This is a genomic window from Sphingobium sp. CFD-1, assembly GCF_024611115.1.
GTDB classification, from domain to species: domain Bacteria; phylum Pseudomonadota; class Alphaproteobacteria; order Sphingomonadales; family Sphingomonadaceae; genus Sphingobium; species Sphingobium baderi_A.
Map to the genome: position 1 here is coordinate 1907658 of NZ_CP084398.1, position 25910 is coordinate 1933567.

27 protein-coding genes are annotated in these 25910 nt (G+C 63.5%); 15 read left to right on the forward strand and 12 right to left on the reverse strand.

The window, feature by feature from the left end:
• Window positions 1-55 precede the first annotated feature (55 nt).
• Window positions 56-712 (forward strand): MOSC domain-containing protein, encoded by a 657-nt coding sequence (locus LDB26_RS09735; RefSeq protein ID WP_257541928.1) that lies wholly within the window; start codon window positions 56-58, stop codon window positions 710-712.
• 202 nt (window positions 713-914) lie between these two features.
• On the opposite strand, the gene LDB26_RS09740 is transcribed toward LDB26_RS09735, so the two are convergent.
• Window positions 915-1127 carry a hypothetical protein gene (locus LDB26_RS09740; RefSeq protein WP_156415288.1) on the reverse strand — a complete coding sequence of 71 codons (213 nt, stop codon included), beginning with the start codon at window positions 1125-1127 and terminating at the stop codon, window positions 915-917.
• A gap of 426 nt (window positions 1128-1553) precedes the next feature.
• Here LDB26_RS09740 and LDB26_RS09745 point away from each other — a divergent pair, with 426 nt between their 5' ends.
• Complete coding sequence (locus LDB26_RS09745; RefSeq protein WP_062065919.1) at window positions 1554-1856, forward strand: glycine zipper 2TM domain-containing protein; 303 nt, start codon at window positions 1554-1556, stop codon at window positions 1854-1856.
• 82 nt (window positions 1857-1938) lie between these two features.
• Here the strand turns inward: LDB26_RS09745 and LDB26_RS09750 are convergent, their stop codons facing one another.
• Window positions 1939-2217, reverse strand: coding sequence for a hypothetical protein (locus LDB26_RS09750; protein WP_062068841.1), 279 nt, complete (start codon window positions 2215-2217; stop codon window positions 1939-1941).
• Between the two features lie 150 nt (window positions 2218-2367).
• Window positions 2368-2775, reverse strand: coding sequence for an EVE domain-containing protein (locus tag LDB26_RS09755; protein WP_257541930.1), 408 nt, complete (start codon window positions 2773-2775; stop codon window positions 2368-2370).
• 70 nt (window positions 2776-2845) lie between these two features.
• On the opposite strand from LDB26_RS09755, the gene LDB26_RS09760 reads away from it, so the two are divergent.
• The gene (locus LDB26_RS09760) at window positions 2846-3790 is read left to right on the forward strand and encodes an isopenicillin N synthase family oxygenase (RefSeq protein ID WP_257541932.1); all 945 of its coding nucleotides are present in this window, start codon (window positions 2846-2848) and stop codon (window positions 3788-3790) included.
• Between the two features lie 8 nt (window positions 3791-3798).
• Here LDB26_RS09760 and LDB26_RS09765 read toward each other — a convergent pair whose 3' ends face one another.
• Window positions 3799-4182 carry a dihydroneopterin aldolase gene (locus LDB26_RS09765; protein WP_062065928.1) on the reverse strand — a complete coding sequence of 128 codons (384 nt, stop codon included), beginning with the start codon at window positions 4180-4182 and terminating at the stop codon, window positions 3799-3801.
• 139 nt (window positions 4183-4321) lie between these two features.
• Here LDB26_RS09765 and LDB26_RS09770 point away from each other — a divergent pair, with 139 nt between their 5' ends.
• From LDB26_RS09770 to LDB26_RS09785, 4 genes are read left to right on the forward strand one after another with little or no spacing between them, the layout of a single operon-like run.
• Complete coding sequence (locus LDB26_RS09770; protein ID WP_373886198.1) at window positions 4322-4831, forward strand: GNAT family N-acetyltransferase; 510 nt, start codon at window positions 4322-4324, stop codon at window positions 4829-4831.
• Window positions 4832-4874: 43 nt separating this feature from the next.
• Window positions 4875-5441 carry a DUF1285 domain-containing protein gene (locus LDB26_RS09775; RefSeq protein ID WP_257541934.1) on the forward strand — a complete coding sequence of 189 codons (567 nt, stop codon included), beginning with the start codon at window positions 4875-4877 and terminating at the stop codon, window positions 5439-5441.
• Window positions 5438-6049 carry a CoA pyrophosphatase gene (locus LDB26_RS09780; protein WP_257541936.1) on the forward strand — a complete coding sequence of 204 codons (612 nt, stop codon included), beginning with the start codon at window positions 5438-5440 and terminating at the stop codon, window positions 6047-6049. The genes LDB26_RS09775 and LDB26_RS09780 overlap by 4 nt, the downstream gene beginning before the upstream one ends.
• Window positions 6030-7241, forward strand: a complete 1212-nt coding sequence (locus LDB26_RS09785; protein WP_257541938.1) for a CCA tRNA nucleotidyltransferase — start codon at window positions 6030-6032, stop codon at window positions 7239-7241. The genes LDB26_RS09780 and LDB26_RS09785 overlap by 20 nt, the downstream gene beginning before the upstream one ends.
• Here LDB26_RS09785 and LDB26_RS09790 read toward each other — a convergent pair.
• Window positions 7205-8950 carry a bifunctional diguanylate cyclase/phosphodiesterase gene (locus LDB26_RS09790; RefSeq protein WP_062065937.1) on the reverse strand — a complete coding sequence of 582 codons (1746 nt, stop codon included), beginning with the start codon at window positions 8948-8950 and terminating at the stop codon, window positions 7205-7207. The genes LDB26_RS09785 and LDB26_RS09790 overlap by 37 nt on opposite strands.
• 57 nt (window positions 8951-9007) lie before the next feature.
• The gene (gene parC / locus LDB26_RS09795) at window positions 9008-11296 is read right to left on the reverse strand and encodes a DNA topoisomerase IV subunit A (RefSeq protein WP_257541940.1); all 2289 of its coding nucleotides are present in this window, start codon (window positions 11294-11296) and stop codon (window positions 9008-9010) included.
• Between the two features lie 140 nt (window positions 11297-11436).
• Here parC and otsB point away from each other — a divergent pair, with 140 nt between their 5' ends.
• The 5 genes from otsB to purC all read left to right on the forward strand — a co-directional run bounded on the left by otsB (window position 11437) and on the right by purC (window position 16523).
• On the forward strand, window positions 11437-12192 hold the full coding sequence (otsB, locus tag LDB26_RS09800; RefSeq protein ID WP_257542051.1) for a trehalose-phosphatase: 756 nt from the start codon (window positions 11437-11439) through the stop codon (window positions 12190-12192).
• Between the two features lie 99 nt (window positions 12193-12291).
• The gene (locus LDB26_RS09805; RefSeq protein ID WP_257542053.1) at window positions 12292-14070 is read left to right on the forward strand and encodes a glycoside hydrolase family 15 protein; all 1779 of its coding nucleotides are present in this window, start codon (window positions 12292-12294) and stop codon (window positions 14068-14070) included.
• 10 nt (window positions 14071-14080) lie between these two features.
• Window positions 14081-15484 carry an alpha,alpha-trehalose-phosphate synthase (UDP-forming) gene (otsA, locus tag LDB26_RS09810; RefSeq protein ID WP_062065943.1) on the forward strand — a complete coding sequence of 468 codons (1404 nt, stop codon included), beginning with the start codon at window positions 14081-14083 and terminating at the stop codon, window positions 15482-15484.
• A complete protein-coding gene (locus tag LDB26_RS09815; RefSeq protein ID WP_257541942.1) occupies window positions 15485-15607 on the forward strand; it encodes a hypothetical protein in 123 nt (40 codons plus the stop codon).
• Window positions 15608-15740: 133 nt separating this feature from the next.
• On the forward strand, window positions 15741-16523 hold the full coding sequence (purC, locus tag LDB26_RS09820) for a phosphoribosylaminoimidazolesuccinocarboxamide synthase (RefSeq protein ID WP_062065946.1): 783 nt from the start codon (window positions 15741-15743) through the stop codon (window positions 16521-16523).
• Between the two features lie 23 nt (window positions 16524-16546).
• On the opposite strand, the gene LDB26_RS09825 is transcribed toward purC, so the two are convergent.
• On the reverse strand, window positions 16547-17299 hold the full coding sequence (locus tag LDB26_RS09825) for a sulfite exporter TauE/SafE family protein (RefSeq protein WP_257538264.1): 753 nt from the start codon (window positions 17297-17299) through the stop codon (window positions 16547-16549).
• Window positions 17300-17440: 141 nt separating this feature from the next.
• Between LDB26_RS09825 and purS the strand changes: the two genes are divergently transcribed.
• Both purS and purQ read left to right on the forward strand, forming a co-directional pair.
• Window positions 17441-17674, forward strand: coding sequence for a phosphoribosylformylglycinamidine synthase subunit PurS (gene purS / locus LDB26_RS09830; protein ID WP_062065951.1), 234 nt, complete (start codon window positions 17441-17443; stop codon window positions 17672-17674).
• 3 nt (window positions 17675-17677) lie between these two features.
• The gene (gene purQ, locus LDB26_RS09835) at window positions 17678-18352 is read left to right on the forward strand and encodes a phosphoribosylformylglycinamidine synthase subunit PurQ (RefSeq protein WP_062065952.1); all 675 of its coding nucleotides are present in this window, start codon (window positions 17678-17680) and stop codon (window positions 18350-18352) included.
• Window positions 18353-18572: 220 nt separating this feature from the next.
• Here purQ and LDB26_RS09840 read toward each other — a convergent pair whose 3' ends face one another.
• From LDB26_RS09840 to LDB26_RS09860, 5 genes are all read right to left on the reverse strand, one after another.
• Complete coding sequence (locus tag LDB26_RS09840; protein WP_257538265.1) at window positions 18573-20681, reverse strand: polysaccharide biosynthesis tyrosine autokinase; 2109 nt, start codon at window positions 20679-20681, stop codon at window positions 18573-18575.
• A gap of 14 nt (window positions 20682-20695) precedes the next feature.
• Window positions 20696-21409, reverse strand: a complete 714-nt coding sequence (locus LDB26_RS09845) for a polysaccharide biosynthesis/export family protein (RefSeq protein ID WP_373886098.1) — start codon at window positions 21407-21409, stop codon at window positions 20696-20698.
• Window positions 21410-21547: 138 nt separating this feature from the next.
• A complete protein-coding gene (wecC, locus tag LDB26_RS09850) occupies window positions 21548-22843 on the reverse strand; it encodes a UDP-N-acetyl-D-mannosamine dehydrogenase (protein ID WP_062065958.1) in 1296 nt (431 codons plus the stop codon).
• Window positions 22844-23081: 238 nt separating this feature from the next.
• On the reverse strand, window positions 23082-24194 hold the full coding sequence (wecB, locus tag LDB26_RS09855) for a non-hydrolyzing UDP-N-acetylglucosamine 2-epimerase (RefSeq protein ID WP_306812065.1): 1113 nt from the start codon (window positions 24192-24194) through the stop codon (window positions 23082-23084).
• Window positions 24195-24248: 54 nt separating this feature from the next.
• A complete protein-coding gene (locus LDB26_RS09860; protein WP_257538267.1) occupies window positions 24249-25097 on the reverse strand; it encodes an ABC transporter permease in 849 nt (282 codons plus the stop codon).
• Window positions 25098-25212: 115 nt separating this feature from the next.
• On the opposite strand from LDB26_RS09860, the gene LDB26_RS09865 reads away from it, so the two are divergent.
• A complete protein-coding gene (locus tag LDB26_RS09865) occupies window positions 25213-25896 on the forward strand; it encodes a GcrA family cell cycle regulator (RefSeq protein WP_257538268.1) in 684 nt (227 codons plus the stop codon).
• Window positions 25897-25910: the final 14 nt, after the last annotated feature.

Here is a 25910-nt window from a genome sequence, read left to right on the forward strand (position 1 = left end):
CCTCTTTTTCTCCACTGGCCCTCCCCGTCGGCTTTTTCCCGTGCCATGGGGAGACATGAACAATTCCGGCATGACGATCAGCGCGCTGCTGGTGGGATCGCCCCGCCCTTTCCGGGGAGACGATCACAGCGCGATCGCCAAGCAGCCCCTATCCGGACCGGTCCATATCGGCTGGGAAGGACTGGATGGCGATAGCGTCGCCGACCGCGTGCATCATGGCGGTTTGGATAAGGCGATCCATCTTTATCCGCAGGATCATTACGACTGGTGGAAGGAACGCAAGCCCGGCCATCCGTTGCTCGACGCGCCTGGCGCGTTCGGGGAAAATATCGCGGCGCATGGGATGACGGAAGCCGACATCCGCCTTGGCGACCGATATAGTCTGGGCAGCGCGATCGTAGAAGTGAGCCATGGCCGTCAGCCCTGTTGGAAACTGGATCATCGCTTCGGCGCCCGCGACGTCATGACGACGATTGTCAAAACGGCGCGTTGCGGCATCTATCTCCGCGTCATTCGCCAGGGCAAGGCAGAGGCGGGCATGACGATGGACCTGCTTGATCGCCCCCTGCCCGAATGGCCAGTCGAACGCGTGTTCCGCCTGCTGATCGGTGGAGGGCACAGGACGGATATTGAAGGCGTCCGCATGCTAGCCAATATGCCGGTGCTGGCCAGCACATGGAGAGAACGCGCCCGAAAACTGGCGGGCGATTGAGCGCAGGCCGCATGGCGGTGTCACAGTGAATATCCTCCACCACGCCTGACCTTAATTTGTTCGATAAGACCTCATATTTCCCCTGAGTTGAGGATGGCCATTAATAGTTACCCCAGGACGCCGCTCTACAAGCTCTGCGCGCCCAAAACAAAATGGGGGCCGGCATCGCTGCCGGTCCCCACTTCCGTCGGGGTGCATGATGTCATTTCCTGTCGGAAATGCGATCATCAACCTCGGCGTGACCGATGTTTTCGCTTTTTGAAGGCGTCCACATCGCTATTGGCGAGGGCTTTGGACTGACGTCCTGTTCCGTCACCGAACTTCCTGTATGGCCATGCCCGGCGTTCACTTTCGCGCGCACTTGGCATTTCTTTCCAGAAAGCCGCCCGCCTTCCACGCGATCCTTACGGATCATGTTTCAGAACGAACTACCAAAACAGTTCGCAAACTACTGATTTCTCAGGCCTTGCTGGTCGGGATTTCTCCTTTCCTTCCTGTCTCGGCAAAGCAATGCTCTCATGGCTGACGAGTCGAACAAAGCGAATTTTGACGATCATGGGGGCCGCGCCATTCAAAAGCTGTGGATAGATGTGGATAAGTCGGTTTATACAAGTAATAACAGTTACTTGAATGACATATCCACACCGGATAAAGGCCGAATTCCGTGATCGGAAATAGCGATAAGTGTCGGAATGTTTTTTTCCGTTCATCGCAGCCGCTTTCCCATTCGTCGGAAAATTATCCGCAGGGATAACAGCGCCTTCCACCGTTGCCGCACGTTCATGCAACCTTGTTATGAGTTACCGGGTTGAACCGACAAACGCTATCGGAGGAGATAATAATGCGTAAAGCCATTCTAGCCCTGGCCGCAGTGTCGCTGGCCGTGCCCGTTTCCATGGCTTTTCCGACGGACGGCGCGCAGGCTCGCAAGCATCACCGTTACAAGGAATGGCGTGGTCGCGACGGCCGGACCTATTGCCGCAAGTCCAACGGCACCACCGGCCTGATCGTCGGCGGTGTAGGCGGTGCACTGGTGGGACGGGCCATCGACACCGATGGTGACCGCGCGACCGGCACGATTCTGGGTGCCGCGGGCGGCGCGCTGCTCGGCAAGGAAATCGACAGCAAGCGTCGCTGCCGCTGACAGCCAATCGCACATAGGCATAAGGAAAAGGGCGGCTCCCCATCGGGAACCGCCCCTTTTTTTTATATTGCCAGCGGGGGGCTTATTGCGAAGTCGCGCCTTTCGCATCGGCCACCTTGAAGGCCACGGATTGTCCCCCGGTTACGCCTGAAACGCGGCCGTTCCTGACCGACAGGTTAAAGGCTACGGCATCCGGAAAACGGCGGCCGTTGATGACCTGGCCCGTCTTGGTGTCCTTCACTTCATATACATAGGTATAGCCTTCATGCGTAAAACGCTGTTTGGGCGCATCTTCGGCATGGGCGACTGTGGACGTGGCAAGAACGCCAAGAACGGCGGCAACAGCAGATTTGGACAGCATTCGCATAGGTTATCTCCTTGTGAATGCCGATCAAACACCTCTATCAATTTCTTGTTTTCTCAAGGATCAATGTCACCGACGCGCACCCGCGCGGCAATCGCAAATCATGCCGGACCGATTGCGCGCCACGCAATCATATCGGTTGGCAGATCAAGCCTTTGACATGGCAAGGATATGCTGGAACTCCGCCTTGCTGAGCGGGGACACCGACAGGCGCGATTGACGCAACATCACCATGTCGGACAGCGCCGAATCGGCTTTCATGGCCTTGAGCGTCACCGGCTTGGCCAGCTTTTCCTTGGGGGCCACATGGACGGCGACCCATTTCCCCGTCTCGTCCGTGCTGTCGGGCGCGGCCTCCTCCACAATCTCCATCACCCCGACGGCTTCGACGCCGATATTGCTGTGATAGAAGAAGGCCAGATCCCCCTTCTTCATCGCCATCATGTGCAGCTTTGCCGCATGGTTACGCACGCCGTCCCATTCCGCTTTCCCTTTTTCGACCAGGTCATCGTAGGAAAAGACATCGGGTTCGGATTTCATCAGCCAATAATTCATGCCCCCTCCTTGCATGAGCGGCAAAGGACGATCAAGGACCGGATGACATTCGGGCAAGCGAGGTGATGGCGTGACTCAATCCGTGCTGGATCAAATGCCTTTGCTCTCGATGACGGCCATGGACAAACCCGCCTTTGCCATGGCTTTTGGCGCGTCCTTCCAGCAGTTCGGCTTTGCGATGATAGGCGATCATGGCATGGACCCGGCGCTGATCGAGAGGGGTTGGATGCTGACCCGCCAGTTCTTCGCGATGCCGGATGCGGCAAAGTCCCGTTACGATGCGCGCGCCAATGGCGGGCAGCGCGGCTATACCGCGTTCGGGCGGGAAATCGCCAAGGATGCGCGCGAAAACGACCTTAAGGAATTCTGGCATGTCGGGCGCGACCTGCCGGCGGGCGACCCGCTCGGACGAACCATGCCGCCCAACATCTGGCCTGACGAACTGCCCGGTTTCCGCCCCATATTCACGCAGCTTTTCGCGGAGTTCGACCGTGTGGGCGCCGAACTGCTATCGGCCATCGCCCTGTATCTGGGATTGGAGGCAGGCTGGTTCGACGGCGCCATCCGAAACGGCAATTCGATCCTGCGCTTGCTCCATTATCCCCCCGTTTCCCCGCAAGCCCCCGGCATTCGCGCGGGCGCGCATGAGGACATCAACCTCATCACCCTGTTGCTCGGCGCGGAAGAAGGCGGGCTGGAGTTGAAGGATCGCGACGGGAACTGGCTGCCTGTGGTGACGCCACCCGGCGCGCTGGTCATCAATGTGGGCGATATGCTGCAAAGGCTGACCAATCACGTCCTGCCTTCGACCAGCCACCGCGTGGTCAATCCACCGCCGGATCGGCGCGGTTATCCGCGCTATTCCATGCCTTTCTTCCTGCACCTGCGGCCTGATTTCATCATCGACGCGCTGCCACAATGCGTCAGCGAGAACAATCCTCGCCGCGATCCGCCGATCAGTGCAAACGCTTATCTGACGGAACGGCTGATGGAGATCGGCTTGATGGGAAAATAGGCTCTCGCCTATTTGCGACCGCGGCCTAGCGTGATGCCGATTTCCTCGCCCCGCTCGCTCAGCGCCAGCTTCACGATCTTCACCTGGACATGGCTGACCCTGTCGTCCTGAAGGAAGATGGTGTCGACGATATGGTCCGCCACCGCTTCGATCAGCGTGAAATGCTGGCCTTCGGGCAGAGCCGCGGTCGCCGCATGTTTAAGGTCCATATAGTTTTTCGACCGGCTCAGCGGCGTATCCGGCTCATAATGGTCCGCGATCTTGAGCTGGGCACGGATGGAAATCCGCAACGGCTGAGGCAGGTGCGTCTCTTCCGAATAGATGCCGGTCAGCACGTCGACGTGCAGATTATTGACCTCCAGCGTCAGAAAATCGTCAAATGGGGTATCCATAGCTCGCCATATCGGGCCGCACCGGACCTGCCGGTACGAACCAGTTTACACTTTCAATTTACGCGGCAGGCGCTAAAGCCCGCCGCTTCCCGGCGCGGTCCATGCGCCATTGACGGCGGATCGGCAAGACGTGTCATCACTGGTGCCCCTGAATCTTGTCCCCGAACACGCGATCGAGCGCTTGCTGGACGCGGCGTTCGGCACTGACCGGCACGGACGCACCGCCTATTTGATCCGGGACGGGATGCCATGGCTCCCGGCCTTGTCTTTCGGCATGGTGGATGAAGAAGGCACGCTGATCGGATCGCTGCAAAGCTGGCCGGTGGCCCTCACCCATGGAGACGGCACGCAAACGCCGCTCATCATGGTGGGGCCGGTGGCGGTCGCCCCTTCCATCCAGCGCACCGGTCATGGCCAGACGATGATGGACGCGGCGGTGGCCGCTGCCCGCGCCCATGCGACCGAACCGCTGATGATGATCGGCGACCCGGAATATTATGGCCGCTTCTGGGGTTTTTCCGCGGAATGCACCGGGGAATGGGACGCGCCTGGCCCGTTCGAGCCACGGCGGTTGCTCGCATTGTCCGTCGATGGGCGAACGATTGGCGGCAAGGGGATGCTCAGCCCTCGAATTGCGGTGGCGGGCTGATTTCCCTTTTGCCTTCGGGCGCGGCTCACCCTATCTCGGCCCCATGCCGATGGAACCGCCGCCCGATCTTGCCAGCCTGTCACTGACCGAAATCGCCCGGCTGCTGGCCGCAAAGCGCCTGCCGCCGGTCGAGCAATGGAATCCGGGCCATTGCGGCGACAGCGACATGCGGATCGCGCGCGACGGCACCTGGTTTCATCAGGGATCGCCTATCGGCCGCGAAGCCATGGTGCGTCTTTTCTCCACCATCCTGCGCCGTGAGCCGGACGGCTCTTATGTCCTGGTGACGCCGGTGGAAAAGCTTTCCATCGAAGTGGAGGATGCGCCCTTCGTCGCGGTGGAACTGAAAAGCGAAGGCGAAGGGCAGGACCGCGCTCTCGCCTTCCGCCTCAACACCGGGGATCTGGTGACGGCCGGGCCGGACAATGCCCTGACCGTGCGGAATGGCGACAATGGCCCTCATCCCTATCTCCATGTTCGTGGCGGCATGGAGGCGCTGGTCGCGCGCAGCGTCTATTATGAACTGGCGAACATGGCCCTCGATGAAGGCGGTGAGCAGATCGGCCTGTGGAGCAACGGCACATTCTTCCCGCTGGAGGATGCGGCATGACATTGGCCGAACGTCTGCGCGCAGCCCTGATCGAAGGGCATAGGGAAGGAAACGCCCTACTGCCCGCCGATACGCACGACCCACGCATCGACGGCGACATCGTGCTGGCCCCCGCCGCCGTGCTGGTGGCGATCACCGAGCGCCCGGAACCGGGCCTCATCCTGACGCAACGATCATCCTCGCTCCGCAAGCATCCGGGGCAGGTCGCTTTTCCCGGCGGCCGGGTGGACGAAAGCGATCCGGACGAAATCGCCGGCGCCCTGCGGGAAGCGCGGGAGGAAATCGGCCTGCCGCCTGACCGGGTCCAGATCATCGGCATTTCCGACCGTTATCACACCTTCACCGGCTTCGACATCGTGCCGGTGCTGGGCGTCATTCCCCCCGACCTGCCGCTCGTCCCGCAACAAAGCGAGGTGGACGACTGGTTCGAACTTCCGCTCGCCTTCGCCCTCGACCCGACAAACCGCGTTCATAAATCCATGATTTTTGAAGGTGTTGAGCGGCATTATTATGAAATATTCTGGCAAGATCGCCGCATCTGGGGCGTCACGGCCGCGATCCTTGCCAATCTTTCGCGCAGGTTGGGTTATGACCGCATCGCTGCCTGACGCGCCATGGCGTCATCGACAGGGCCTCCACGGCCTGCTTGCCGCGCTCGAAGCGGATCGGGGTCATGCCCGCTTCGTCGGCGGGGCAGTGCGCGACAGCCTGCTCGGCCTGGCGGTGAACGATCTGGACATTGCGACGACGCTTTCCCCGCAGGAGGTCATGGACCGGCTGAAAGCGGCGGGGATCAAAGGCGTGCCGACCGGCATCGACCATGGCACCGTCACGGCGGTGACGGCAGGCGGCCCGGTCGAGATCACGACATTGCGCCATGACGTCAGCACGGACGGCCGCCGCGCCACCATCGCCTATACCGACGACTGGCGCGAGGATGCAGCCCGGCGCGACTTCACGATCAACGCTCTTTACGCTGATCCGCTGACCGGCGAGATCAGCGACTTTTTCGGCGGTGTCTCCGATCTGGAGGCGCGGCGGGTGCGCTTCATCGGCGATGCCTCCGCGCGCATCGCGGAAGACCATCTTCGTATCCTGCGCTATTTTCGTTTTCTGGCCCGCTTCGGTCAGGAAACGCCCGATGCGGAGGCCTATGCCGCATGCAAGGCGGCTGCCAACAGCCTGATGGCCCTGTCGCGCGAACGCATAGCCGATGAGTTATTGAAGCTGCTGGCGGTGGATGCGCCCATCCATGCCCTGCGCCTGATGGTGGAGGGCGGCATATTGCATCCTGTCCTGCCGGAAATCGACGTGGCCGGGGTGGAACGGCTCGCAACCCTCATTGAACGGGAAGCGGCTTCGGCAATCGATCCCGCATCGTTGCGCCGACTGGCCGCATTGCTGCCCGCCAATGCCTCAACGGCCAATGCCGCGGGCGCGCGGCTCAAGCTGTCCAACAAGGCGCGCAAGCGGCTCGTCACCGCGCTGGAGGCCATGCCGGGCGACCTGCCCCCACGCACACTTGCCTGGCGCATCGGGGTGGAAGGCGCGACGGATCGCATCCTCCTCGATTGTTCCGCGCCATTGTCCGGCCTTTCCACGCTCGACGCATGGACGCCGCCCCGCTTGCCCATCGGCGGCGGCGCATTGATCGCGCGTGGCCTCACGCCGGGGCCGGACGTGGCGAAAGCTTTGGGTGAAGTGCAGGAAATCTGGGTGGCGGAAGGCTTTCCCGACGCCGCCCGCGTCGCGGAGATCGCGGATCAGACCGTTTCGAAGTTCCAGCGCGCGCGCCAATAATCGAAAGCATCGGCCTCGTTCATCGGCCTGGCGAAATAATAGCCCTGCCCCTGCCAGCATCCCATGCGTTGCAGTTCCAGCGCCAGTTCCTGCGTTTCGATCCCCTCGGCCGTCACATGCAGGCCCAGCGATTCGGCCAGCGACAGGATTGTCCGCACGATTACCGCCTTGTCGCGATCCTCCAGCATCGAAAAGACGAAGCTGCGGTCGATCTTCAATATGTCGATCGGCAGGCTGTGCAGGCTTGCCAGGTTGGAATAGCCGGTGCCGAAATCGTCCATGGCGATCGGCATTTGCAAATCCTTGAGCGCAAACAGGAGCTTGCGAGCCTTGTCCGGGTCCGCCACGATTGCGCTCTCGGTGATTTCGGCGGTCAGCCGCTTGCCCTCCACCCCCGAATAGCGCAGCGCCTCCTCGAACATGGACGCCACGTCATCGCGCGCCATATGGATCGGCGAGAGGTTCACGTTCACGCCGACCGGCAAGGGTCCGCCGAATTTGGCGTCCCAGCGGCTCAGCGTCTGGGTTGCCTCGTAGGTCGCCCAGCGCCCCAGCGGCGCGATCAGCCCGCTTTCTTCGGCCACCGCGATGAACTCGACCGGCGAAACATGGCCCAGTTCCGGGTCATGCCAGCGCGCCAGGGCCTCAAAGCCGGTGATCTCTCCCGTTTGCAAATGAATGAGCGGCTGGAACGCCAGCGTGAGCCCGCCCTGCGCCAGCGCATCGCGCAACTTGCTTTCCAGCGTGAAGCGCCGCTGCGCTTCCTTGAGCACGCCATTGCGGTAGATTTCGACCTTGCCGCTTCGCTTGGCGATCTTGACCGCAGCCTGAGCCTTGCGGATGACATCGTCGGGGTCTTCGTCCAGCCCTGCGGAAATGGCGCAGCCGATCGCGCAATCCACCCGTATCTGCAACCCGCTGAGGCGGATGGGGGCGCTGAGTGCGTCGTTTATCCGTTGAACGATCTGAAGAGCATCAGACAATCCATTGTTAAGTCTGGCAAAGATTGCAAAGTCATTGCCGCCGATCCGTGCCAGCACATCGCCCTGCCGCAGGCAGGATTTGAACCGCTTGGCGACCGTGATGAGCAATTCGTCGCCTGCCATCGGGCCTAGTGATTCATTGACGCGGCTGAACCGGGCAAGGTCGATCGCGATGATCCCGAACTGCGCGTTTTCAGGCCAGGTCGAATGACAGATGCGATCGTCGATTTCCTCGCCGAATCCCGCGCGGTTCGGCAGCGCCGTCAATCCGTCGGACAACAGTTCGCGGCGCAGGCTTTTCTCGACGCTGCGTTCGCGCGTGCAATCCACCGCCGTAAAGAGATATTGCGGCGCGCCATCGCTCGCGCATGGCAGGTTCCCGATCATGCACAGGAAATATTCCGGACCCAATGATCCGTCCCGGCGCAACTCGAAACTCTCGACATCGCGTTTCGATGTTATGAAGCGCATGACCTTTTTGGCCCATTCGCCGGACACTTTCTTGCCCTGGCTGTCTTGTGGCGTTGCGAGGGGAAATGCCTCGGCAAAGGTCTTGTTCGTGCGAACGACGGTCAATTCGCCGTCCACATGAGTCAAAATGGCGGCATGGTGGGCAAGGGCGGCCAGCCATTGCCCCGTGTCGATGATCTGTTCAGCTTGCGACGCATCGCGCGCGCGCACAGGCGCGTTTCCGGACTTGTCTGAAAGGCCGCTTCGAACCGACATGATTTCCGGCGTAAAACGAAACGGTAAATTTTCTGGAAACGCGTTTAGCTTTTCAGATCAAAATCGATTATCGCGGGGAAAACCGGTGGGCGGCATTCGCCCGGCTGCGCCTCTGGCCACGCGCCATGGCGTCATGTCCGCTTCGGTGCGGGTGCGCCCGGTATCGCCGCCCATGGTCCAGCTGAGGCCATCGGTGAAGCGGAATGCAATGGCGTCGGAAAGCCCTCCATCGCGATAGCGTTGCATCTGCACGCCCTGTCCACGCGCCATGCGCGGCATTTCGGTCAGCGAATAGACCAGCAGTTTGCGATTTTCGCCGATCACCGCCACGCTGTCCGCTTCCGGCGGAATCGGATGGACGACCGCCAGCTTCGCTTCGGCGCGAACGTTCACCACCTGCTTGCCCTTGCGCGTTTCCGCGATCACGTCGCCCATCACCGCCACAAACCCGCGTCCATCCGACGCGGCCAGCAGCAATTCGCCGCCCGCCCGCGCAGGCAACAGGGCGACGATGCCGCCTTCATTGTCCATGTCGACCATCATCCGCACCGGATCGCCGAAACCGCGCCCGCCCGGCAGCTTGTCCGCGCCCAGCGTGTAGATGCGCCCCGTCTCCGTCGCCAGCAGCAGCTTATCGGTCGTGTGGGCGTGAAAGGCGATCATCGGACCGTCGCCTTCCTTGAACTTCAGCGTATCGGCCGAAGCCAGGTCGCGATGCCCGCTCATCGCCCTGATCCAGCCGCGTTCGGACAGGATGACCGTGATCGGCTCGCGTTCGATCATCGCCTCCAGCGGGATTTCGCGCGCGGGGGCCGCTTCCTCGACCAGACTGCGCCGCCTGCCGATCTCGCTGTCGGGCGAATAGCGTTTCCGCAGATCCGCCAGATCCTTTTTCAGGCGCGTGCGCTGCCGCGCCGGGCTTTCGACCAGCTTCGTCAGCTCCTCGCGCTCTTTCAGCAATTCGCCATGCTCGCGCCGCAGTTCCATCTCCTCCAGCTTCCGCAGGGAGCGCAGCCGCATGTTGAGGATCGCTTCCGCCTGCCGGTCGGTAAGCTGGAACTCCTCCATCATCACCGCTTTGGGCTCATCCTCGGTGCGGATGATCTCGATCACCCGGTCGAGGTTGAGATAGGCGATGATATAGCCATCGACCAGTTCCAGCCGCGCCGCGATCTTGTCCAGCCGGTGCTGCGCGCGCTTCACCAGCACGTCGATCTGGTGCCGCAACCATTCGACCATCACCTCGCGCAGGCCCATGACGCGCGGCGTCCGGCTGGCGTCCAGCACATTAAGGTTCAGGCTGAAACGGTTTTCAAGGTCGGTCAGCCGGAACAGGCTGTCCATCAGCACATCCGCGTCCACCGTGCGTGCGCGCGGTTCGATGACGATGCGGATTTCCGTATCGCTCTCGTCGCGCACATCCGCCAGGATCGGCAGCTTCCTGTCATTGATGAGCGCCGCGATCTGCTCGATCAGCTTGGATTTCTGCACCTGGAAAGGGATTTGCGTGACGATGGCGACCCATGTGCCGCGCCCGCCCTCTTCCTTGTGCCAGCGCGCCCTTGTGCGGAACGCGCCGCGCCCGGTCGCATAGGCCTCTGATATGATGGAGGGGCTGTCCACCAGCACGCCGCCGGTCGGGAAGTCCGGCCCCTTCACGATCTCCATCAGGGCGGCATGATCGGCCTCCGGATTGTCGATCAGCAGCGTGGCGGCGTCGATCAGTTCCGCGACATTATGCGGCGGGATGCTGGTCGCCATGCCCACCGCGATGCCGCTCGCGCCATTGGCGAGCAGGTTGGGGAACAGGCCGGGAAAGACCTCGGGCTCCTCATCCTCGCCATTATAGGTCGGGCGGAACTCGACCGTGCCTTCGTCCAGGCCCGCCATCAGGTCGGCCGCCGCCTGCGTCAGCCGCGCCTCGGTATAGCGCATCGCCGCCGCATTATCGCCGTCGATATTGCCGAAATTTCCCTGCCCGTCGACCAGCGGCGTCCGCAGCGAGAAATCCTGGGCCAACCGCACCATGGCGTCATAGACCGACGTATCGCCATGCGGGTGATATTTGCCGATGACGTCGCCCACGACGCGGGCGCATTTCTTGTATCCGGTCGTGTTGCGCGCCGGATTGGCCATCAGCACCTCAGGCGAAGCGCCCCCCGGCTCCATCTTGAGCAGCCGCATCGCCCAGAGCAGCCGCCGATGCACCGGCTTCAACCCGTCGCGCAGGTCCGGCAGCGACCGCGCCGTGATCGTGGAAAGGGCATAGACCAGATAGCGCTGCGACAGCGCATCGTCGAAAGGATGGTCCTTGATGGCGTCGAACGGATCGCGAAAGTCAGTCATTATGAAGCCGAATAGCAAGCCGGGAAGCGATGGGGAACGCTTTTCCGCATGACGCCCGACATGCCCGTCCCGACGCATGAATTGTGCAGTTGCAGCAAATGAGGGGTTGCGAAATCCGGCCAATGCGTCACGTTCAGGGGGTGCCTCATTCCGCTCTTTCCGCCCATCCGCTTCCTTCGCCTCCATCCGCTCTGCTGGACGGCGCGTCCCTCTTTCTCGATTTCGACGGGACACTGGCGCCGATCGCGGATACGCCCGATGGCGTGGTGGTCGATAAGGATCTGCTCCACCTGCTCGACCAGCTGCGCGACAGGCTCGACGGCCGCCTTGCCATCGTGAGCGGCCGATCGGTCGCCACCTTGCGCGACCTCGGCTTTTCCGCATTCCTGCTCGCGGGAACGCATGGCCTGGAGTTCGCGCAGCCCGACGCTCCGGTGGATGCCCCGCCCCGCCCCGCCGCCGTCGATGCGGCGGAAGCAGCCTTTCACGCCTTTGCCGACGACAAGCCCGGCCTGCTGATCGAACGCAAGTCGATCAGCGTCGGTCTCCATTTCCGGGGCGCGCCGCAATGGGGGGCGCAAGCGGGCGATCTGGCGACCGATCTGGCGGAACGGCACGGGCTTCAGCTTCAGCCCGGCAAAATGCTGTTCGAACTGCGCCCCGGCGGCGCGGACAAGGGCAGCGCCGTCCATGTCCTCATGTCCCGCGCCCCGATGCAGGGCGGCAAGCCCCTCTTCATCGGCGACGATGTGACCGATGAGGAAGGCTTCGCCGCCGCCGTCGCGCTGGGCGGCCATGGCATATTGGTGGGAACGCCGCGCGAAACGCAGGCGGGCTTTTCCCTGGAACAGGTAGCGGCCGTCAGGCATTATCTGGCCCAAGGGGTGTCGGCCTGAACCGACCACCCCTTTTTCGTGCAGGAAACAGGATAAGGGGGCAGACCGATCGTCGAGCATAACGACACTCTTCTGGGCGGAAACGGGCGGACGCTCGACCTGTGGCCTATCGGAAATTGTCAGGCATCCGCCCTGATCGATCGGGCTGGCCGCATGGTCTGGGCCTGCGTTCCGCGCGTGGACGGCGATCCCGTCTTTTCCGCCCTGCTGGACAACAAGCCATGGGATAGCCCGGAAGCGCGCGGCTTCTGGGCCATCGAGCTGGAAGGCTGCATCCAGGTCGAACAGCGTTATGTCCGCAACACCCCGATATTGGTGACGCGGCAAAGCGACGCGCAGGGCAATGCCGTCGAAACCTATGATTTCTGCCCACGCTACCGGCATCAGGGGCGCATGTATCGGCCCGTCGCCTTCGCCCGCGTGGTGCGCCCTGTGGCCGGATCGCCCCGTATTCGCGTGCGCCTGCGCCCGACGACAAGCTGGCATTCGGAAGCCGTGCCGATCAGCTATGGCTCGAACCATATCCGCGTCGTGCTGTCCTATATGGCGATGCGTATATCGACCAACGCGCCCATCGGCCTCATCAGCCAGGAAAGCTGGTTCCGGCTCGAACATGACATGCATTTCTTCATGGGACCGGATGAAAGCTTTTCCGATGCCCTGCGTCCCGCCCTTGAACGGATGCTCGACGATACGGTGCATGAATGGCAGGTCTGGGTGCGCGGCCTCGCGATTCCCGCCGAATGGCAGGAAGCCGTCATCCGTTCCGCCATCACATTGAAACTCTGCCAGCATGAAGAAACCGGCGCGATCGTGGCGGCGCTGACCACCAGCATCCCTGAACATGCCGATTCCGGCCGCAACTGGGATTATCGCTACTGCTGGATCAGGGACGCCTATTATACGGTTGAGGCGCTCAATCGGCTGGGCGCGCTCGACGTGTTGGAAAGCTATCTCGTCTATCTCCGCAACATCGTGGACAATGCGCGCGGCGGGCATATTCAGCCGCTCTACGACGTGCGCGGCAACGCCACGCTGACGGAATGGGAAGCCGCCAACCTGCCCGGCTATCGGGGCATGGGTCCGGTCCGCGTCGGCAACGCCGCCTATGCACAGATCCAGCATGATGCCTATGGCCAGATCGTGTTGTCATCGGTCCAGGGGTTCATCGACCAGCGCCTCCTCCGCATGGCGGGTCATTCCGATTTCGAATCGCTGGAGGCGGTGGGCGAACGTGCCTGGCAGGTTTATGATCAGCCTGACGCGGGTTTGTGGGAGTTACGCACCCGCAGCCATGTCCATAGTTACAGCGCGGTCATGTGCTGGGCGGCCTGCGACCGGCTGGCCCATGCCGCCGACGCGCTCGGCCTGCCGCTGCGCGCCGTGCATTGGCGAACCCGGGCCGAAGCCATGAAGGAGCGTATCCTCGAAGCGGCATGGCGCCCGGAAAGCAAGGCCATCTCCGCCAATTTCGAAGATGACGCGCGCGACGCATCGCTGCTCCAGCTTCTCGACCTGCGTTTCCTGAAAGCGGACGATCCCCATTTCCTCGGCACGCTCGCCGCGCTGGAAGCGGACCTGCGGCGCGGCAACAACATGTTGCGCTACAGCGCGCCCGACGATTTCGGGGAGCCCGTCACCGCCTTCAACGTCTGCACCTTCTGGCTGATCGAGGCGCTGCACCACGCCGGCCGTGTCGAGGAAGCCCGCGAGCTGTTTGAAGAAATGCTGTCCCGCCGCACCGCCGCCGGGCTGCTGTCCGAAGATATCGACCCCGCGACCGGGGAATTGTGGGGCAATTATCCCCAAACATACTCATTGGTCGGCATCATCAACTGCGCCGTGCTGCTGAGCAAACCATGGAGTGTGATGCGATGAGACGCCTGCAATGAGCCGTTTGATCGTCATATCCAACCGGGTGAGCCGTCCTGGCAAGTCGGGCAATCAGGGCGGGCTTGCCGTCGCTTTGTCGCAAGCCCTGCGGGAAAGCCGCGGCATCTGGTTCGGATGGTCGGGCGAGGTGACGGACCATTTTTCCGGCCAGATCGGCTTTGCGGAATATGACGGCGTAAAGACCGCGACCATCGACCTCGAAGAGCAGGATGTCGACGAATATTATAATGGATACGCCAACCGGACGCTGTGGCCGCTATTCCACTTCCGCATCGACCTCGCCGAATATGAGCGCGATTTCGAAGGGGGTTATAACCGCGTCAATCAACGCTTCGCCGACTGCGCCAATCCGCTGATAGAGCCGGAGGATGTCGTCTGGGTGCAGGATTATCACCTCATCCCGCTGGGCCAGATGTTCCGCGACCGGGGCCTTCGGAACCGGATGGGCTTCTTCCTCCACATCCCCTGGCCACCCACGCGCCTGCTCGTTTCCCTTCCCCATCACAGCAAACTGGTAAGCAGCCTGTTCGCCTATGACGTGATCGGCTTTCATACCGAGGAATGGCTCGAATCCTTCCGCCACTATGTCGAAAAGGAAATGGGCGGCACGGTGAAGGGGGATTATGTCACGCTGGGCGACCGCACCATTCAGGCCGTCGCCTGTCCCATCGGCATCAACGCGCAGGCCTTCGCGCAGGCCGCCGCCAGCGAAGCGGCGCAGCGGATGCACAAGCAGGTCCGCGCCTCCCTGCAAGATCGCGCCCTGATCGTCGGCGTCGACCGGCTCGACTATAGCAAGGGGTTGGAGGAACGCTTCAACGGCTATGCCCGCTTCCTCAAGGATCATCCCGAACATCACCGCAAGGTCGTGCTGGCCCAGATTGCCCCGCCCTCACGCGGGGAGGTGGAAAGCTATCAACAGATCCGCGCCACGCTGGATGCGCTGGCAGGGCGGATCAACGGGGAATATAGCGATGTCGACTGGACCCCGATCCGCTATGTGAACCAGGGTTATCCGCGCGACCAGCTTGCGGGCATCTACCGCGCCGCCCGGATCGGCCTGGTGACGCCGCTGCGCGATGGCATGAACCTTGTCGCCAAGGAATATGTGGCCGCGCAGGATCCGGACGATCCCGGCGTCCTCATCCTCTCCCGCTTTGCCGGTGCCGCGCTGCAACTCAAAAGCGCGCTGCTCGTCAACCCCTACAGCCCGGAGGAGATGTCCGACGCCATCACCCGCGCGCTCGACATGTCGCTCGAAAAGCGAAAGGCACGCTGGCGCGCGATGATGGACAGCGTGGAAAAGCAGGACATAAGCTGGTGGCGGGAAACCTTCACCGGCTTGCTGATGGACGCGCAGGGCCATGTCGAAACATCCGAAGCGGAACCCGCCAGCTAGATGGAGGACGAACCCACCGGCCTGATCGCCGCGCTCCGTGCGCGTTCGGGCGTCCTGCTTGGCGTCATCGGCCTCGCCGCATGGATCGCGCTGCTCTGGTTCATGTTCGGCGACGTGCTGTAGGGGCTGACGGCACGCCGATTGCACCCCTGCCTGCTTTGGTCTATGGGCGGCCCAAGCAGCCCCGGCACCCGCTGATCCCCTTCGATTCGCGTTTGCCGGGGCGGATTCTTTTTCAGGAAAGACAGGAGCGCGCATGGCTCGTCGCCGCCAGATCTACGAAGGCAAGGCCAAGATCCTTTACGAAGGGCCGGAGCCCGGCACGATCATCCAATATTTCAAGGATGACGCGACCGCCTTCAACGCGCAGAAAAAGGGCACGATCACCGGCAAGGGCGTGCTCAACAACCGCATTTCCGAGCATATCTTCACCCTGCTCGGCCAGATCGGCGTGCCCACGCACTTCATCCGCCGCCTCAATATGCGCGAACAGCTGGTGCGGCAGGTGGAAATCGTGCCGATCGAAGTCGTGGTCCGCAACGTCGCCGCCGGATCGCTCAGCAAGAAGCTGGGGATCGAGGAAGGCACCCAGCTTCCCCGCACCCTGATCGAATATTGCTACAAGGACGACGCGCTCGGCGATCCGCTGGTGTCGGAAGAACATATCGCCTGCTTCGGCTGGGCCACGCAGGAAGAAATGCACGACATCGCGGACATGGCGATCCGCATCAACGATTTCATGTGCGGCCTGTTCGCCGCCATCGGCATCCGCCTGATCGACTTCAAGCTGGAATTCGGCCGCCTGTGGGACGGCGACTTCAGCCGGATCATTCTGGCCGATGAAATCAGCCCGGACGGCTGCCGCCTGTGGGACATGGCCACGGGCGAGAAGCTGGACAAGGATCGTTTCCGCCGCGACCTGGGCGGCGAAGTCGAAGCCTATCAGGAAGTCGCCCGCCGTCTGGGCCTGCTGCCCGAAGGCGCGGACACGACCGTTCTCGACCTCGACACCCACCGCAAGAAGCGCAGCAAGGACTGATCATTCCGGCGGGCGCGCTTTCCTCAAGCAAGGATCGCGTCCGCCATCAGCTTGAAGCCCAGCAGCACCATCAGCACATAGATCAGCGTGTAGAAACGCGCCGGATCGACCTTCTTCACCAGCACCACGCCCGCGAAAGTCGCCGCGATGGCAATCGGCGCCAGCATCGCCGTCGCCAGCAGGTTCGCTCGCGTGAACTCGCCCAGCGCAGCATAAGCGGGCACCTTCATCCAGTTCATCACGGCAAAGGCAATGGCGGTCGTCCCCACCAGCACGTCGCGCGGCAGACGCTTGGGCAGCACCCACATCTGAAAGGGCGGCGCGCCCGCATGCGCGATCTGGCTGGTGAAGCCCGTCGCCACGCCGAAAAGCACCCCCACCCAGGCGGGGGAGTTGGACGGCAGCACGATGGCCCCGCCCCGCTCCACCCACAGCCTTTGCAGCCCGAACAGAACGGAAATCGCGCCCAACACGCCCAGAACGGCGGTTTCGGGCACCTTCGCCGCGAACAGATAGCCCAGCAACACGCCTATCGCCATGCCCGGCAGCATGACGGTCAGCACATGCCGGTCCCAGCTATGCCGGAACGCCCAGACGCTGACCGCGTCCTGCAATATCAGGATCGGCAGCAGGATCGCGGCGGCCCGCACCGGATCAATCGCCAGCGCCATGATCGGCATCGCCAACGATCCGATCCCCGCGAACCCGCCCTTGGCGAGTCCGGAAATGATGACAGCGATGATGGCGCAGGCATAATAAAGCAGGGAGGAATCCATGCGCTCGCCTAAAGCAGGTCGGCAGGCGGGTGAAAAGCCCCCGCGCCCTTTCGCGCGCAGCGGGAACGGCATATCCTCTTGCCTGCGCGGCCTCTCGCGCCTAGGGGGATCGCGAAAGCCATCCACGGAGTTTCCTGTCTCATGAAAGCCCGCATCTTCGTCACCCTCAAGGGCGGTGTCCTCGATCCGCAGGGCAGGGCGATCCATCATGCGCTCGAAGGGCTCGGCTTTGCCGGCGTCAATGAAGTGCGCGCCGGCAAGCTGATCGAACTGGACCTGGCCGATGGCACCAGCGATGAGGATATCGACGCCATGTGCCGCAAGTTGCTCGCCAATACGGTGATCGAAAACTACCGCATCGAAAAGGTGGCCTGAGCCATGAAAAGCGCCGTCATCGTCTTCCCCGGCAGCAACTGCGACCGTGATCTGGCGGTGGCGTTCGAGGCAGCTACGGGCGCGAAGCCCGCAATGGTGTGGCACCGCGACACCGAATTGCCCGCCGACATCGACCTGATCGGCGTGCCCGGCGGCTTTTCCTATGGCGACTATCTGCGCTCCGGCGCGATGGCCGCGCGCTCGCCGGTCATGCAGGCGGTGGCGAAGGCGGCGGACCGCGGCGCCTATGTGCTGGGCATCTGCAACGGCTTTCAGGTGTTGACCGAAAGCGGCCTGCTCCCCGGCGCGCTGCTCCGCAATGCGGGCGGCCATTTCGTCTGCCGCGACGTGGCGCTGACCGTCGAAAACGCCCAGAGCGCCTTCACCAGCCGCTATGATGCGGGCGAAACGGTGACGTATCCGGTCGCTCATCATGACGGCAATTATTTCGCGGACGCCGCAACGCTCGATCGCCTTGAAGGCGAAGGCCGCGTGGCGCTGCGCTATGCGGAAAGCGTCAACGGCTCGGCCCGCAACATCGCGGGCATCCTCAACGAAGGCGGCAATGTGCTGGGCATGATGCCCCACCCCGAACGCGTCATTGAAGCCGCTCACGGCAAGACCGACGGCCGCCGCCTGTTCGAGGGCTTGGTGGAAGGCCTGATGACCCGCGCCTGAAAGGGAGCGGTCGAACGTCATTCAGACGAACGGCCGGTTTCGGCCATTCCCGACACTCGTTCGCCCTGAGCAGGGGCTGAGCTTGTCGAAGACCCGTATCGAAGGGTTCTGCGCGACATCAGTCCTTCGATACGCCACTTCGACTTCGCTCAGTGGCTATTCAGGGCGAATGGATTTGAGTGTCCGCAAATCACCCGATCACCCATTCTGAACGCAGCCACTATCCGCCCCGATGATAGTCATAATCATAGGCGCGGCCCTGCTGCTTGGTCAGGATGCCGCCGATGATGCTCCCTCCCGCCCGGCGCAGGCGCTCGACAGCGACCCGCAGCCCGCCATGATGGTTGCGGCCCCATTCGACCACCAGCACCGTCGCCTGCGCCTTCGCGCCAAGCAGCGGCGCATCGGCAAGCCCAAGGATCGGCGGCGCATCGATCAGCACCGTATCGAACGTCTCGCGCGCATGGTTCATCAGCGCGTCGAGAGCCGGAGTCGCCAGCAACTCGCCCGGATTGGGCGGAATGGCGGCGCAAGGCAGGATCGACAGGCCCGCCACGCCCGTTTCCATGATGGCGTCCTCCACCCTCGCCTGCCCGGTCATAACCTCGCTGATGCCCAAAGCAGGAACCAGCCCGAACAGGCGATGCTGCACCGGCCGGCGCATGTCCGCATCGACCAGCAGCACCTTCTTCCCCAACCCCGCCAGCGCCCGCGCCAGCGCGTTGAGCGTAAGCGACTTGCCTTCCCCCTCCTGCGCGCTGGTCACAAGGATGGAGCGCGGCAGCCCTTCCACCGAAGCCAGCAACAAGGATGAAGCGATGGGGCTGAAAATCTCCTGCGGCTGCGCCCGGTCGCCCGTCACCGGAACAGCGCCCAGCATCGGCAGGCCGACCCGTTCGCTTAACGTCTCGCCTGACGTCACGGCATCGTCGAACATATGGCGCAACGCCACCAGCAACAGTCCCAGCAACAGCCCGCCCAGCGAAGCCAGCAGCATCGTGCGGCCGACATTGGGCGACGACGGACGGGCAGGCACCGCCGCGCGATCCAGCGGCTGAATCCGGCCCGCCTGGAAACCGGCCTGCGAAGCCATGTCGCGATAGCGTTGCAACAGGCTGTCATGCAGCAGCCTGAACGTGTCGACCGAACGCTCCATGATGCTGATCTGCACGTCGCGCCCACGCTCCACCTGCGCCTGCCGCTCCAGATCCTTGATCTCCGACGCGATCTGCTTTTCGCCATGGACCGCGACGTCATATTGTTCCTTCAGCGAAGCGCGGATCGTGTTCGCCATCGCCTGCGCCTGGTCGTCCAGCGCCGCCAGCCGCGCCCGCGCTTCGCGCATTTCGGGATGATCGTCCTTGCGGAACTGCCGCTGCCGGACCAGATCGGCCCGCGCTTCGGCGCGCTCGGCCATCAGCTGTTGCATCGCGCCGTTGCCCAACACTTCGGGCAGGGTTTCGGCGCTGGACAGGCGCGCGCTTTCCCATTTCTTCGCCGCCGCGATCCGCTCCGCCGCCGCCTGCGCGCGAAATGCGTTGAGCTGCGCCAGCCGCGCCGTGACCGACCCTTGCGGCGTGGGCGCGGCGGCATCGCCCTCACCCTCGCCATCGGCCGCCGCAGGCGTGCCACCCACCCGCGCGGCATAAACCGCCAGATCGCGCTCCGCCCGTTCCAGGTCCTGCCGCGCGCCGTCCAGTTCGCCGAGCAGGAAACGCCGCGCCTGCACGCCCGATTCGAATCCGCGTTTCAGGTCGGCGCGGATCAGGCTGTCGGCGTAGCTGTTGGCCACCCGCGCCGACAGCACCGGATTGGCGCTGGTGAAGCTGATATGGATGACCCGCGACTTGCCGGGCAGGTCTATATCCAGATTGTCGCGCAGCAGATTGAGGACGGTTTCCTGCTCCACCTGACGCTGGCTGAGCGATCCCGCACCCTGTTCAGGGCGCTTGCGATCCATCCCGTCGAAGAAGGTCCGTCCCCCGACCAGAGCCAGTTCGCGCGCCACCTCTTCGGCCAGCGCGCGGCTGCGGAGCACTTCCAGTTGCGTTTGCATCAGGGATTCGGTGTCGCCCGGCGCATTGGGCCGCTGCATTGCCCCTGCGCCCGCTGCGCCCGCTGGCACATCTTCCACCTCGACCGATGCGGTCGCGCGATAATCCGGCGTCGCCATCAGGATGAAGATCAGGCCCGCCAGCACGCACAGCGCCATGGTGACGAACAGGATCACGCGATTCCGCCGGACGATGGCCCAGCTTCGCCGCGCCGCCGCGACCATGCGCGCGGGCCGCCCCTCCTGCGCGAGCATCGCGTCCTCTTCGGCGATCATGCGGCGCATCTCCCTCATTTGCCGTCCAGCGCGATGAAGCCCGTCGCCAAAGCGGGTGCGGCCAGCAAAGCGCCGCCCAATATCGCCTTGGCGCGGGACAGGCCCACGATCACCATGTCGCCCGGCAGGATTTCCGGGTCGGCGGCTTCCCCCTTGCGGATTTCGGAGAGGTTGAACATCGCCGCCTTGCGCTGCCCCTCTTCCTTTCGCACCACGACGATCTGGCCCAGACTGGCGAGCCGGGTCGGCCCCTTGGCCATCGCCACCGCCTGGCTGAGCGTCAGCCGCCCGTCAAAGGGGAACAGCCCCGGTTCGCGCACTTCGCCATCGACGGTAATCCGCCGCCCTGTCGCCTGCTTCACGAACACCGTGACCTGCGGCGACACCAGATAGCGTTGCCCGAGCCGCCCGGCGATGACATCCGACGCCTCGCCCGCGGAAAGCCCGGCCACGGACACGTCGCCGACCAGCGGCATCCGCACCATGCCCGCCGCCGTCACCCGCGCATCTTCCAGCGACAGGCCCGGTTCGTGATAGATGCTGATGCGAAGGACATCGTCGGGCGCGATCCGGTAGTCCATGCCGACGGCGGGCGCCGCGGGAATGGCGGCATAGGCATCCTTGCCGCGCGGCGCATCCTCCACCGTGGAGCAGCCCGCCGCCAACGCGCAAAGCGCGGCGCAGGCCCATACTCGCCTCCTGCCGTGGAAAGACCGCTTCATCCGCATCCGCCCGGACACCCCTTTTTATCCAGCGCCGCCCCGGCAAAGGGACGGCTGGGGTTGGGGGTTAGCGGCGCGTTGCTCGCATGGCAACCGCCGGTCGGACCGGACGCGCATCCATGACGATGGCCGGCGGCGCGTCCGTCAGATCGCGATGCGCCCTGTGGCCGCCTCGGGAATCCGGCGCGGCTGGTCCGGCCAGATGCCGCGCGTATCGTAAACCGCCTTGTCGGCGCGCTCGTCCACGGGGACGGATTTGAACATGTCATGATCGACAAGAATGACGAAAACGCCACATTGTTCCAGAGCCGTATCGAGGTCCATCAGTTCCGCGCCGGTGCCCGCAAACTCCATGGGCAGCGCCTGTGCATAGGGTTCGACCAGCCTGATCCGCCGCCCATAACGCCGCGCCAGCCGCGCCGCGACCTTGACCGCCGGGCTTTCACGGAAGTCGTCGATATTCGGCTTGAAGGCGAGGCCGAGGCAGGCGACCGTTTCGCCCGGAAATGCGTCGATCAGGTCGGAAGCCTTTGCGACCACATAGTCGGTCTTGCCATCATTCACTTCGCGCGCGGTTCGGATCAACCGGGCATTTTCCGGGTCGCCATGCACGATGAACCAGGGGTCGACCGCGATGCAATGGCCGCCCACGCCGGGGCCGGGTTGCAGGATGTTGACGCGCGGATGCCGGTTGGCGAGGCGGATCACCTCCCACACGTCGATGTCCATCCGTTCGGCGATCACCGACAGTTCATTGGCGAAGGCGATGTTCACATCGCGAAAGCTGTTCTCGACCAGCTTCACCATTTCGGCCGCGCGCGCCGTGGTGGTGATGCATTGTCCCCGCACGAACTGGCGGTAAAAGGCCAGCGCCTTGCGCGCGCAGCGCGGCGTGATACCGCCAATGCAGCGGTCGTTGTCGATGAGTTCGACCAATATGCGTCCCGGCAGCACCCGCTCCGGGCAATAGGCGATGGCGATGTCGCCCGCAACGCCGGGGCCGGGCATTTTGAGATCAGGCCGAAGCTGCGCGAACAGGTCGCGCATCGCCTCTGTCGTTCCTACCGGAGAGGTGGATTCGAGGATCACCACGTCCCCCGCCTTCAATACCGGCGCGACCGTCCGCGCCGCTTGGAGCACATGGGAAATGTCGGGCGCGCGGTCTTCGGCCACGGGCGTGGGCACCGCGATGATGAATACGTCGCTCGCCTCCACTGCAAGACTGGCGCGCAGATGACCCCGCGACACCACGCCCTGCACCAGTCCGTCGAGATCGACCTCCTCAATATGCACGCGGCCCGAATTGACGGTTTCCACGACATGCGCGCTGACATCCACGCCCACGACCTGTGCGCCTCCACGCGCGATCAACGCGGCGGTAGGCAGGCCGATATAGCCAAGACCAATGACGGAAACCTTCTGCTTGGTGTCGACGGGCATGAAACGATCCTGAAAAGCCTGTGATTTCGCTTTCGTTTCTGCCGGGAAATGCTGAAGATTTCGGTAACGACCGCTTGCCTGCGGACCTGATATTGATTTTGATTAAAAATAATTAACCGGCGAATAGCCCCTTGGGGGATGCGTTGCGGCTGCACATATGTCACTGACGGCGCGTCCTTCTGCCCGACAGCAAGATGGATATGTCCCTCGCCCCATCCCTTGCGGGCGGGGGGCAGTTTCATGCCGCCGCGATGATGCTGGCGATCCGCTCCGCCGCCTTGCCGTCACCGAAGGGATTATGCGCCCGCGCCATCGCGCCATAGGCCGCCTCATCGTCCAGCAGCGTCAGCACTTCCCGCACGATGGCCTCCCGGTCGGTTCCCACCAGCTTCGCCGTGCCCGCCGCCACGCCTTCGGGCCGTTCGGTCGTCTCGCGCATCACCAGCACCGGCTTGCCCAGCGAAGGCGCTTCCTCCTGCACCCCGCCGCTGTCCGTCAGCACCAGATGGCACATGTCCAGCAATCGCACGAAATGCGGATAATCCAGCGGTTCGATCATCGCGACATTGGGCAGATCCGCCAGCACCGCATCCATGACCGGGCGCACATGGGGATTGGGATGCACCGGAAAGATCACCGCGACATTGGGCCGCCCCGCAATATCGGCGATGGACCGCGCAATCGCTTCCATCCCGCCGCCGAAATTTTCCCGCCTGTGGCTGGTGACGGCGACGATCCGCTTGCCTGCAAAGCGCGCCGCCAGCCCATCCAGCCCCGCCGCCAGAGACGGCTGTGCCAGCACCCGCTCCCGCGTAGCGAGCAGCGCGTCGATCACCGTATTGCCGGTGACATGGATGCCCTTCGCATCGCGATTTTCTTTCCGCAGCGCATCGGCCGCCGCGTCGGTCGGCGCGAAATTCATGTCTGCGATGCAGGCAACCACGCGCCGGTTCACTTCTTCCGGCCAGGGATGATGAATGTCCCCGCTCCGCAGCCCCGCTTCCACATGGGCCACCGGAATCTTGCGATAATAGGCTGCAAGGCTGGCGACCATAGTGGTCAGCGTGTCGCCATGCACGACCACCCGATCCGGCTTTTCCGCATCGAAAGCCGCGCCCAGTTCCACGATCAGCTTCGCCGTCAGCCCGTCCAGCGTCTGATTGGGCGTCATCACGTCCAGATCGACGTCGGCCGTAACCCCGGCAATCTCCAGCACCTGATCCAGCAATCCCCGATGCTGCGCCGTCACGATGACGCGCATATCCACATGTGCCCGCGCCTTCAGCGCATGGATCACCGGAAACAGCTTGATCGCTTCGGGCCGAGTCCCGAAAACCAGCGCAACCTTCATCATCACCCCTTTGTCTGCTTCATCTCCCTTTGCAGACAAAGGTAACGATGGCGTTTACGCCTTGAGCTTCCATCCCTTTTTGAGCAGCGCGTAGCACAGCAGCCCAAGACCGATGTTGAGCGCCAGCAGCACGATGCTGCCCACCACCACATCGCCGTCGGTTGCGGCAACGAAGCCATAGCGGAAGCCCGAAATGGCATAGAAAAACGGATTGGCGTGACTGATCGCCCGAAACACCGGCGCCAGTCGGTCGATCGAATAGAAGGTGCCGGACAGCAGCGTCATCGGCCCGATCACGAAATTGGTGATCGCGGCGGCATGGTCGAACTTGTCGGCCCAGATCGACGTCAGCACGCCGATGAAAGCCGTCAGCCCCGCGCCCATCAGCCCGAACCACAGGATCGCCCAGGGGTGCGCCGGGGTTACATGCACGCCCGGCCACAGCGCCATCGCGCACCACAACGCCAGACCCACGGCAAAAGCGCGCGTTACCGCCGCCCCCACCAGCGCCAGCAACAATTCACTACTCGACAGCGGCGGCATCAGATAATCGACCAGCGTTCCCTGCATCTTCCCCGCCAGCAGGGAAAAGCTGCTGTTCGCGAAGGCATTGTTCATCATGCCCATGATGATAAGGCCCGGCGCGATGAAATCGGCGAAGGGCACGCCCAGCACCTGCCGCCCCGCCCCGCCCAGCGCGAGGGTGAAGATGACGAGGAACATCAGCGTCGTCACCGCGGGCGCCCAGATCGTCTGGAGCTGCACCTTCATGAAGCGGCGCACTTCCTTGGCGTAGAGCGCGCGCGTGCCCGCCCAGTTCACGTTGCGGATGACCATCACGCCCGGTTCGTGGAAAGGCGCGGCGGCAGGGACAGAGGCTGCAATTTTGGACTGGTCGTTCATGGCTGGATCGACTATCGGCTGGGCGGATAACCCGCAAGGATGTTGTGCGCGGATTTGAACCCGCGCCTTCGCGCCCCATATAGGGTGCAATTCTTGGAATGTGAGGAGTTTTTCATTGTCCTGGACCGACGAGCGCATCGACCAGCTCAAGGCTATGTGGGAAAAGGGCCTGACCGCCAGTCAGATCGCGGAAGAGCTGGGCGGCGTCAGCCGCAACGCGGTGATCGGCAAGGCGCATCGTCTGGGCCTGCAATCCCGTCCTTCCCCGGTGAAGGCGAACGAAGCGCCGAAGAAGCCCGCTGCCCCGCGCAAACCCGCACCCGCTGCGGCTCCCGCGCCTGAAGCCGCGCCGCGCGCCGCCGCGCCCGCGCCGCAACCCGCGCCCGTGCGCGCTGCGGCAACGTCGGCGCCCGCGCCCTCCGGCGCAGCAGCGGCCACGCCGTCGCAACCCGCCGCGCCTCAGCCGCGCATCATTTCGGTCGGCCCCGGCGGCTTTCTGCGTCAAGGGCCGGGCGACCAGCAGGCACCCATTCCACCCGCGCCGCCGCGCCGTCTCGTCCCCGCCAAGCCCAGCCCGGAAATCGCGGACAAGACATCGCTGCTCGATCTCACGGAACGCATCTGCAAATGGCCGCTCGGCCATCCGGGCGAACCGGACTTCCATTTCTGCGGTGAAGCGGTGAACCCCGGCTTCCCCTATTGCGTTGATCATTGCGGCCGCGCCTATCAGGCGCAACTGCCGCGCGGCACTCGCCGCCCGCCCCCGCCGCTCCCCTTCGGCGGCCCGCGCGTGCGCTGAGCTTCACGAACAGA

Coding starts and splice junctions, on each gene's coding strand:
- LDB26_RS09755 (WP_257541930.1), bottom strand. CDS start 2,775: ATGAATTATTGGCTGATGAAATCCGAACCCGATGTCTTTTCCTACGAT.
- purS (WP_062065951.1), top strand. CDS start 17,441: ATGAAAGCCCGCATCTTCGTCACCCTCAAGGGCGGTGTCCTCGATCCG.
- LDB26_RS09790 (WP_062065937.1), bottom strand. CDS start 8,950: ATGTCGGTTCGAAGCGGCCTTTCAGACAAGTCCGGAAACGCGCCTGTG.
- LDB26_RS09785 (WP_257541938.1), top strand. CDS start 6,030: ATGACCGCATCGCTGCCTGACGCGCCATGGCGTCATCGACAGGGCCTC.
- LDB26_RS09845 (WP_373886098.1), bottom strand. CDS start 21,409: ATGCGGATGAAGCGGTCTTTCCACGGCAGGAGGCGAGTATGGGCCTGC.
- LDB26_RS09780 (WP_257541936.1), top strand. CDS start 5,438: ATGACATTGGCCGAACGTCTGCGCGCAGCCCTGATCGAAGGGCATAGG.
- LDB26_RS09735 (WP_257541928.1), top strand. CDS start 56: ATGAACAATTCCGGCATGACGATCAGCGCGCTGCTGGTGGGATCGCCC.
- wecB (WP_306812065.1), bottom strand. CDS start 24,194: ATGAAGGTTGCGCTGGTTTTCGGGACTCGGCCCGAAGCGATCAAGCTG.
- otsA (WP_062065943.1), top strand. CDS start 14,081: ATGAGCCGTTTGATCGTCATATCCAACCGGGTGAGCCGTCCTGGCAAG.
- purQ (WP_062065952.1), top strand. CDS start 17,678: ATGAAAAGCGCCGTCATCGTCTTCCCCGGCAGCAACTGCGACCGTGAT.
- LDB26_RS09825 (WP_257538264.1), bottom strand. CDS start 17,299: ATGGATTCCTCCCTGCTTTATTATGCCTGCGCCATCATCGCTGTCATC.
- LDB26_RS09840 (WP_257538265.1), bottom strand. CDS start 20,681: ATGATCGCCGAAGAGGACGCGATGCTCGCGCAGGAGGGGCGGCCCGCG.
- parC (WP_257541940.1), bottom strand. CDS start 11,296: ATGACTGACTTTCGCGATCCGTTCGACGCCATCAAGGACCATCCTTTC.
- LDB26_RS09745 (WP_062065919.1), top strand. CDS start 1,554: ATGCGTAAAGCCATTCTAGCCCTGGCCGCAGTGTCGCTGGCCGTGCCC.
- purC (WP_062065946.1), top strand. CDS start 15,741: ATGGCTCGTCGCCGCCAGATCTACGAAGGCAAGGCCAAGATCCTTTAC.
- LDB26_RS09740 (WP_156415288.1), bottom strand. CDS start 1,127: ATGATCCGTAAGGATCGCGTGGAAGGCGGGCGGCTTTCTGGAAAGAAA.
- LDB26_RS09775 (WP_257541934.1), top strand. CDS start 4,875: ATGCCGATGGAACCGCCGCCCGATCTTGCCAGCCTGTCACTGACCGAA.
- LDB26_RS09765 (WP_062065928.1), bottom strand. CDS start 4,182: ATGGATACCCCATTTGACGATTTTCTGACGCTGGAGGTCAATAATCTG.
- wecC (WP_062065958.1), bottom strand. CDS start 22,843: ATGCCCGTCGACACCAAGCAGAAGGTTTCCGTCATTGGTCTTGGCTAT.
- LDB26_RS09815 (WP_257541942.1), top strand. CDS start 15,485: ATGGAGGACGAACCCACCGGCCTGATCGCCGCGCTCCGTGCGCGTTCG.
- LDB26_RS09750 (WP_062068841.1), bottom strand. CDS start 2,217: ATGCTGTCCAAATCTGCTGTTGCCGCCGTTCTTGGCGTTCTTGCCACG.
- LDB26_RS09860 (WP_257538267.1), bottom strand. CDS start 25,097: ATGAACGACCAGTCCAAAATTGCAGCCTCTGTCCCTGCCGCCGCGCCT.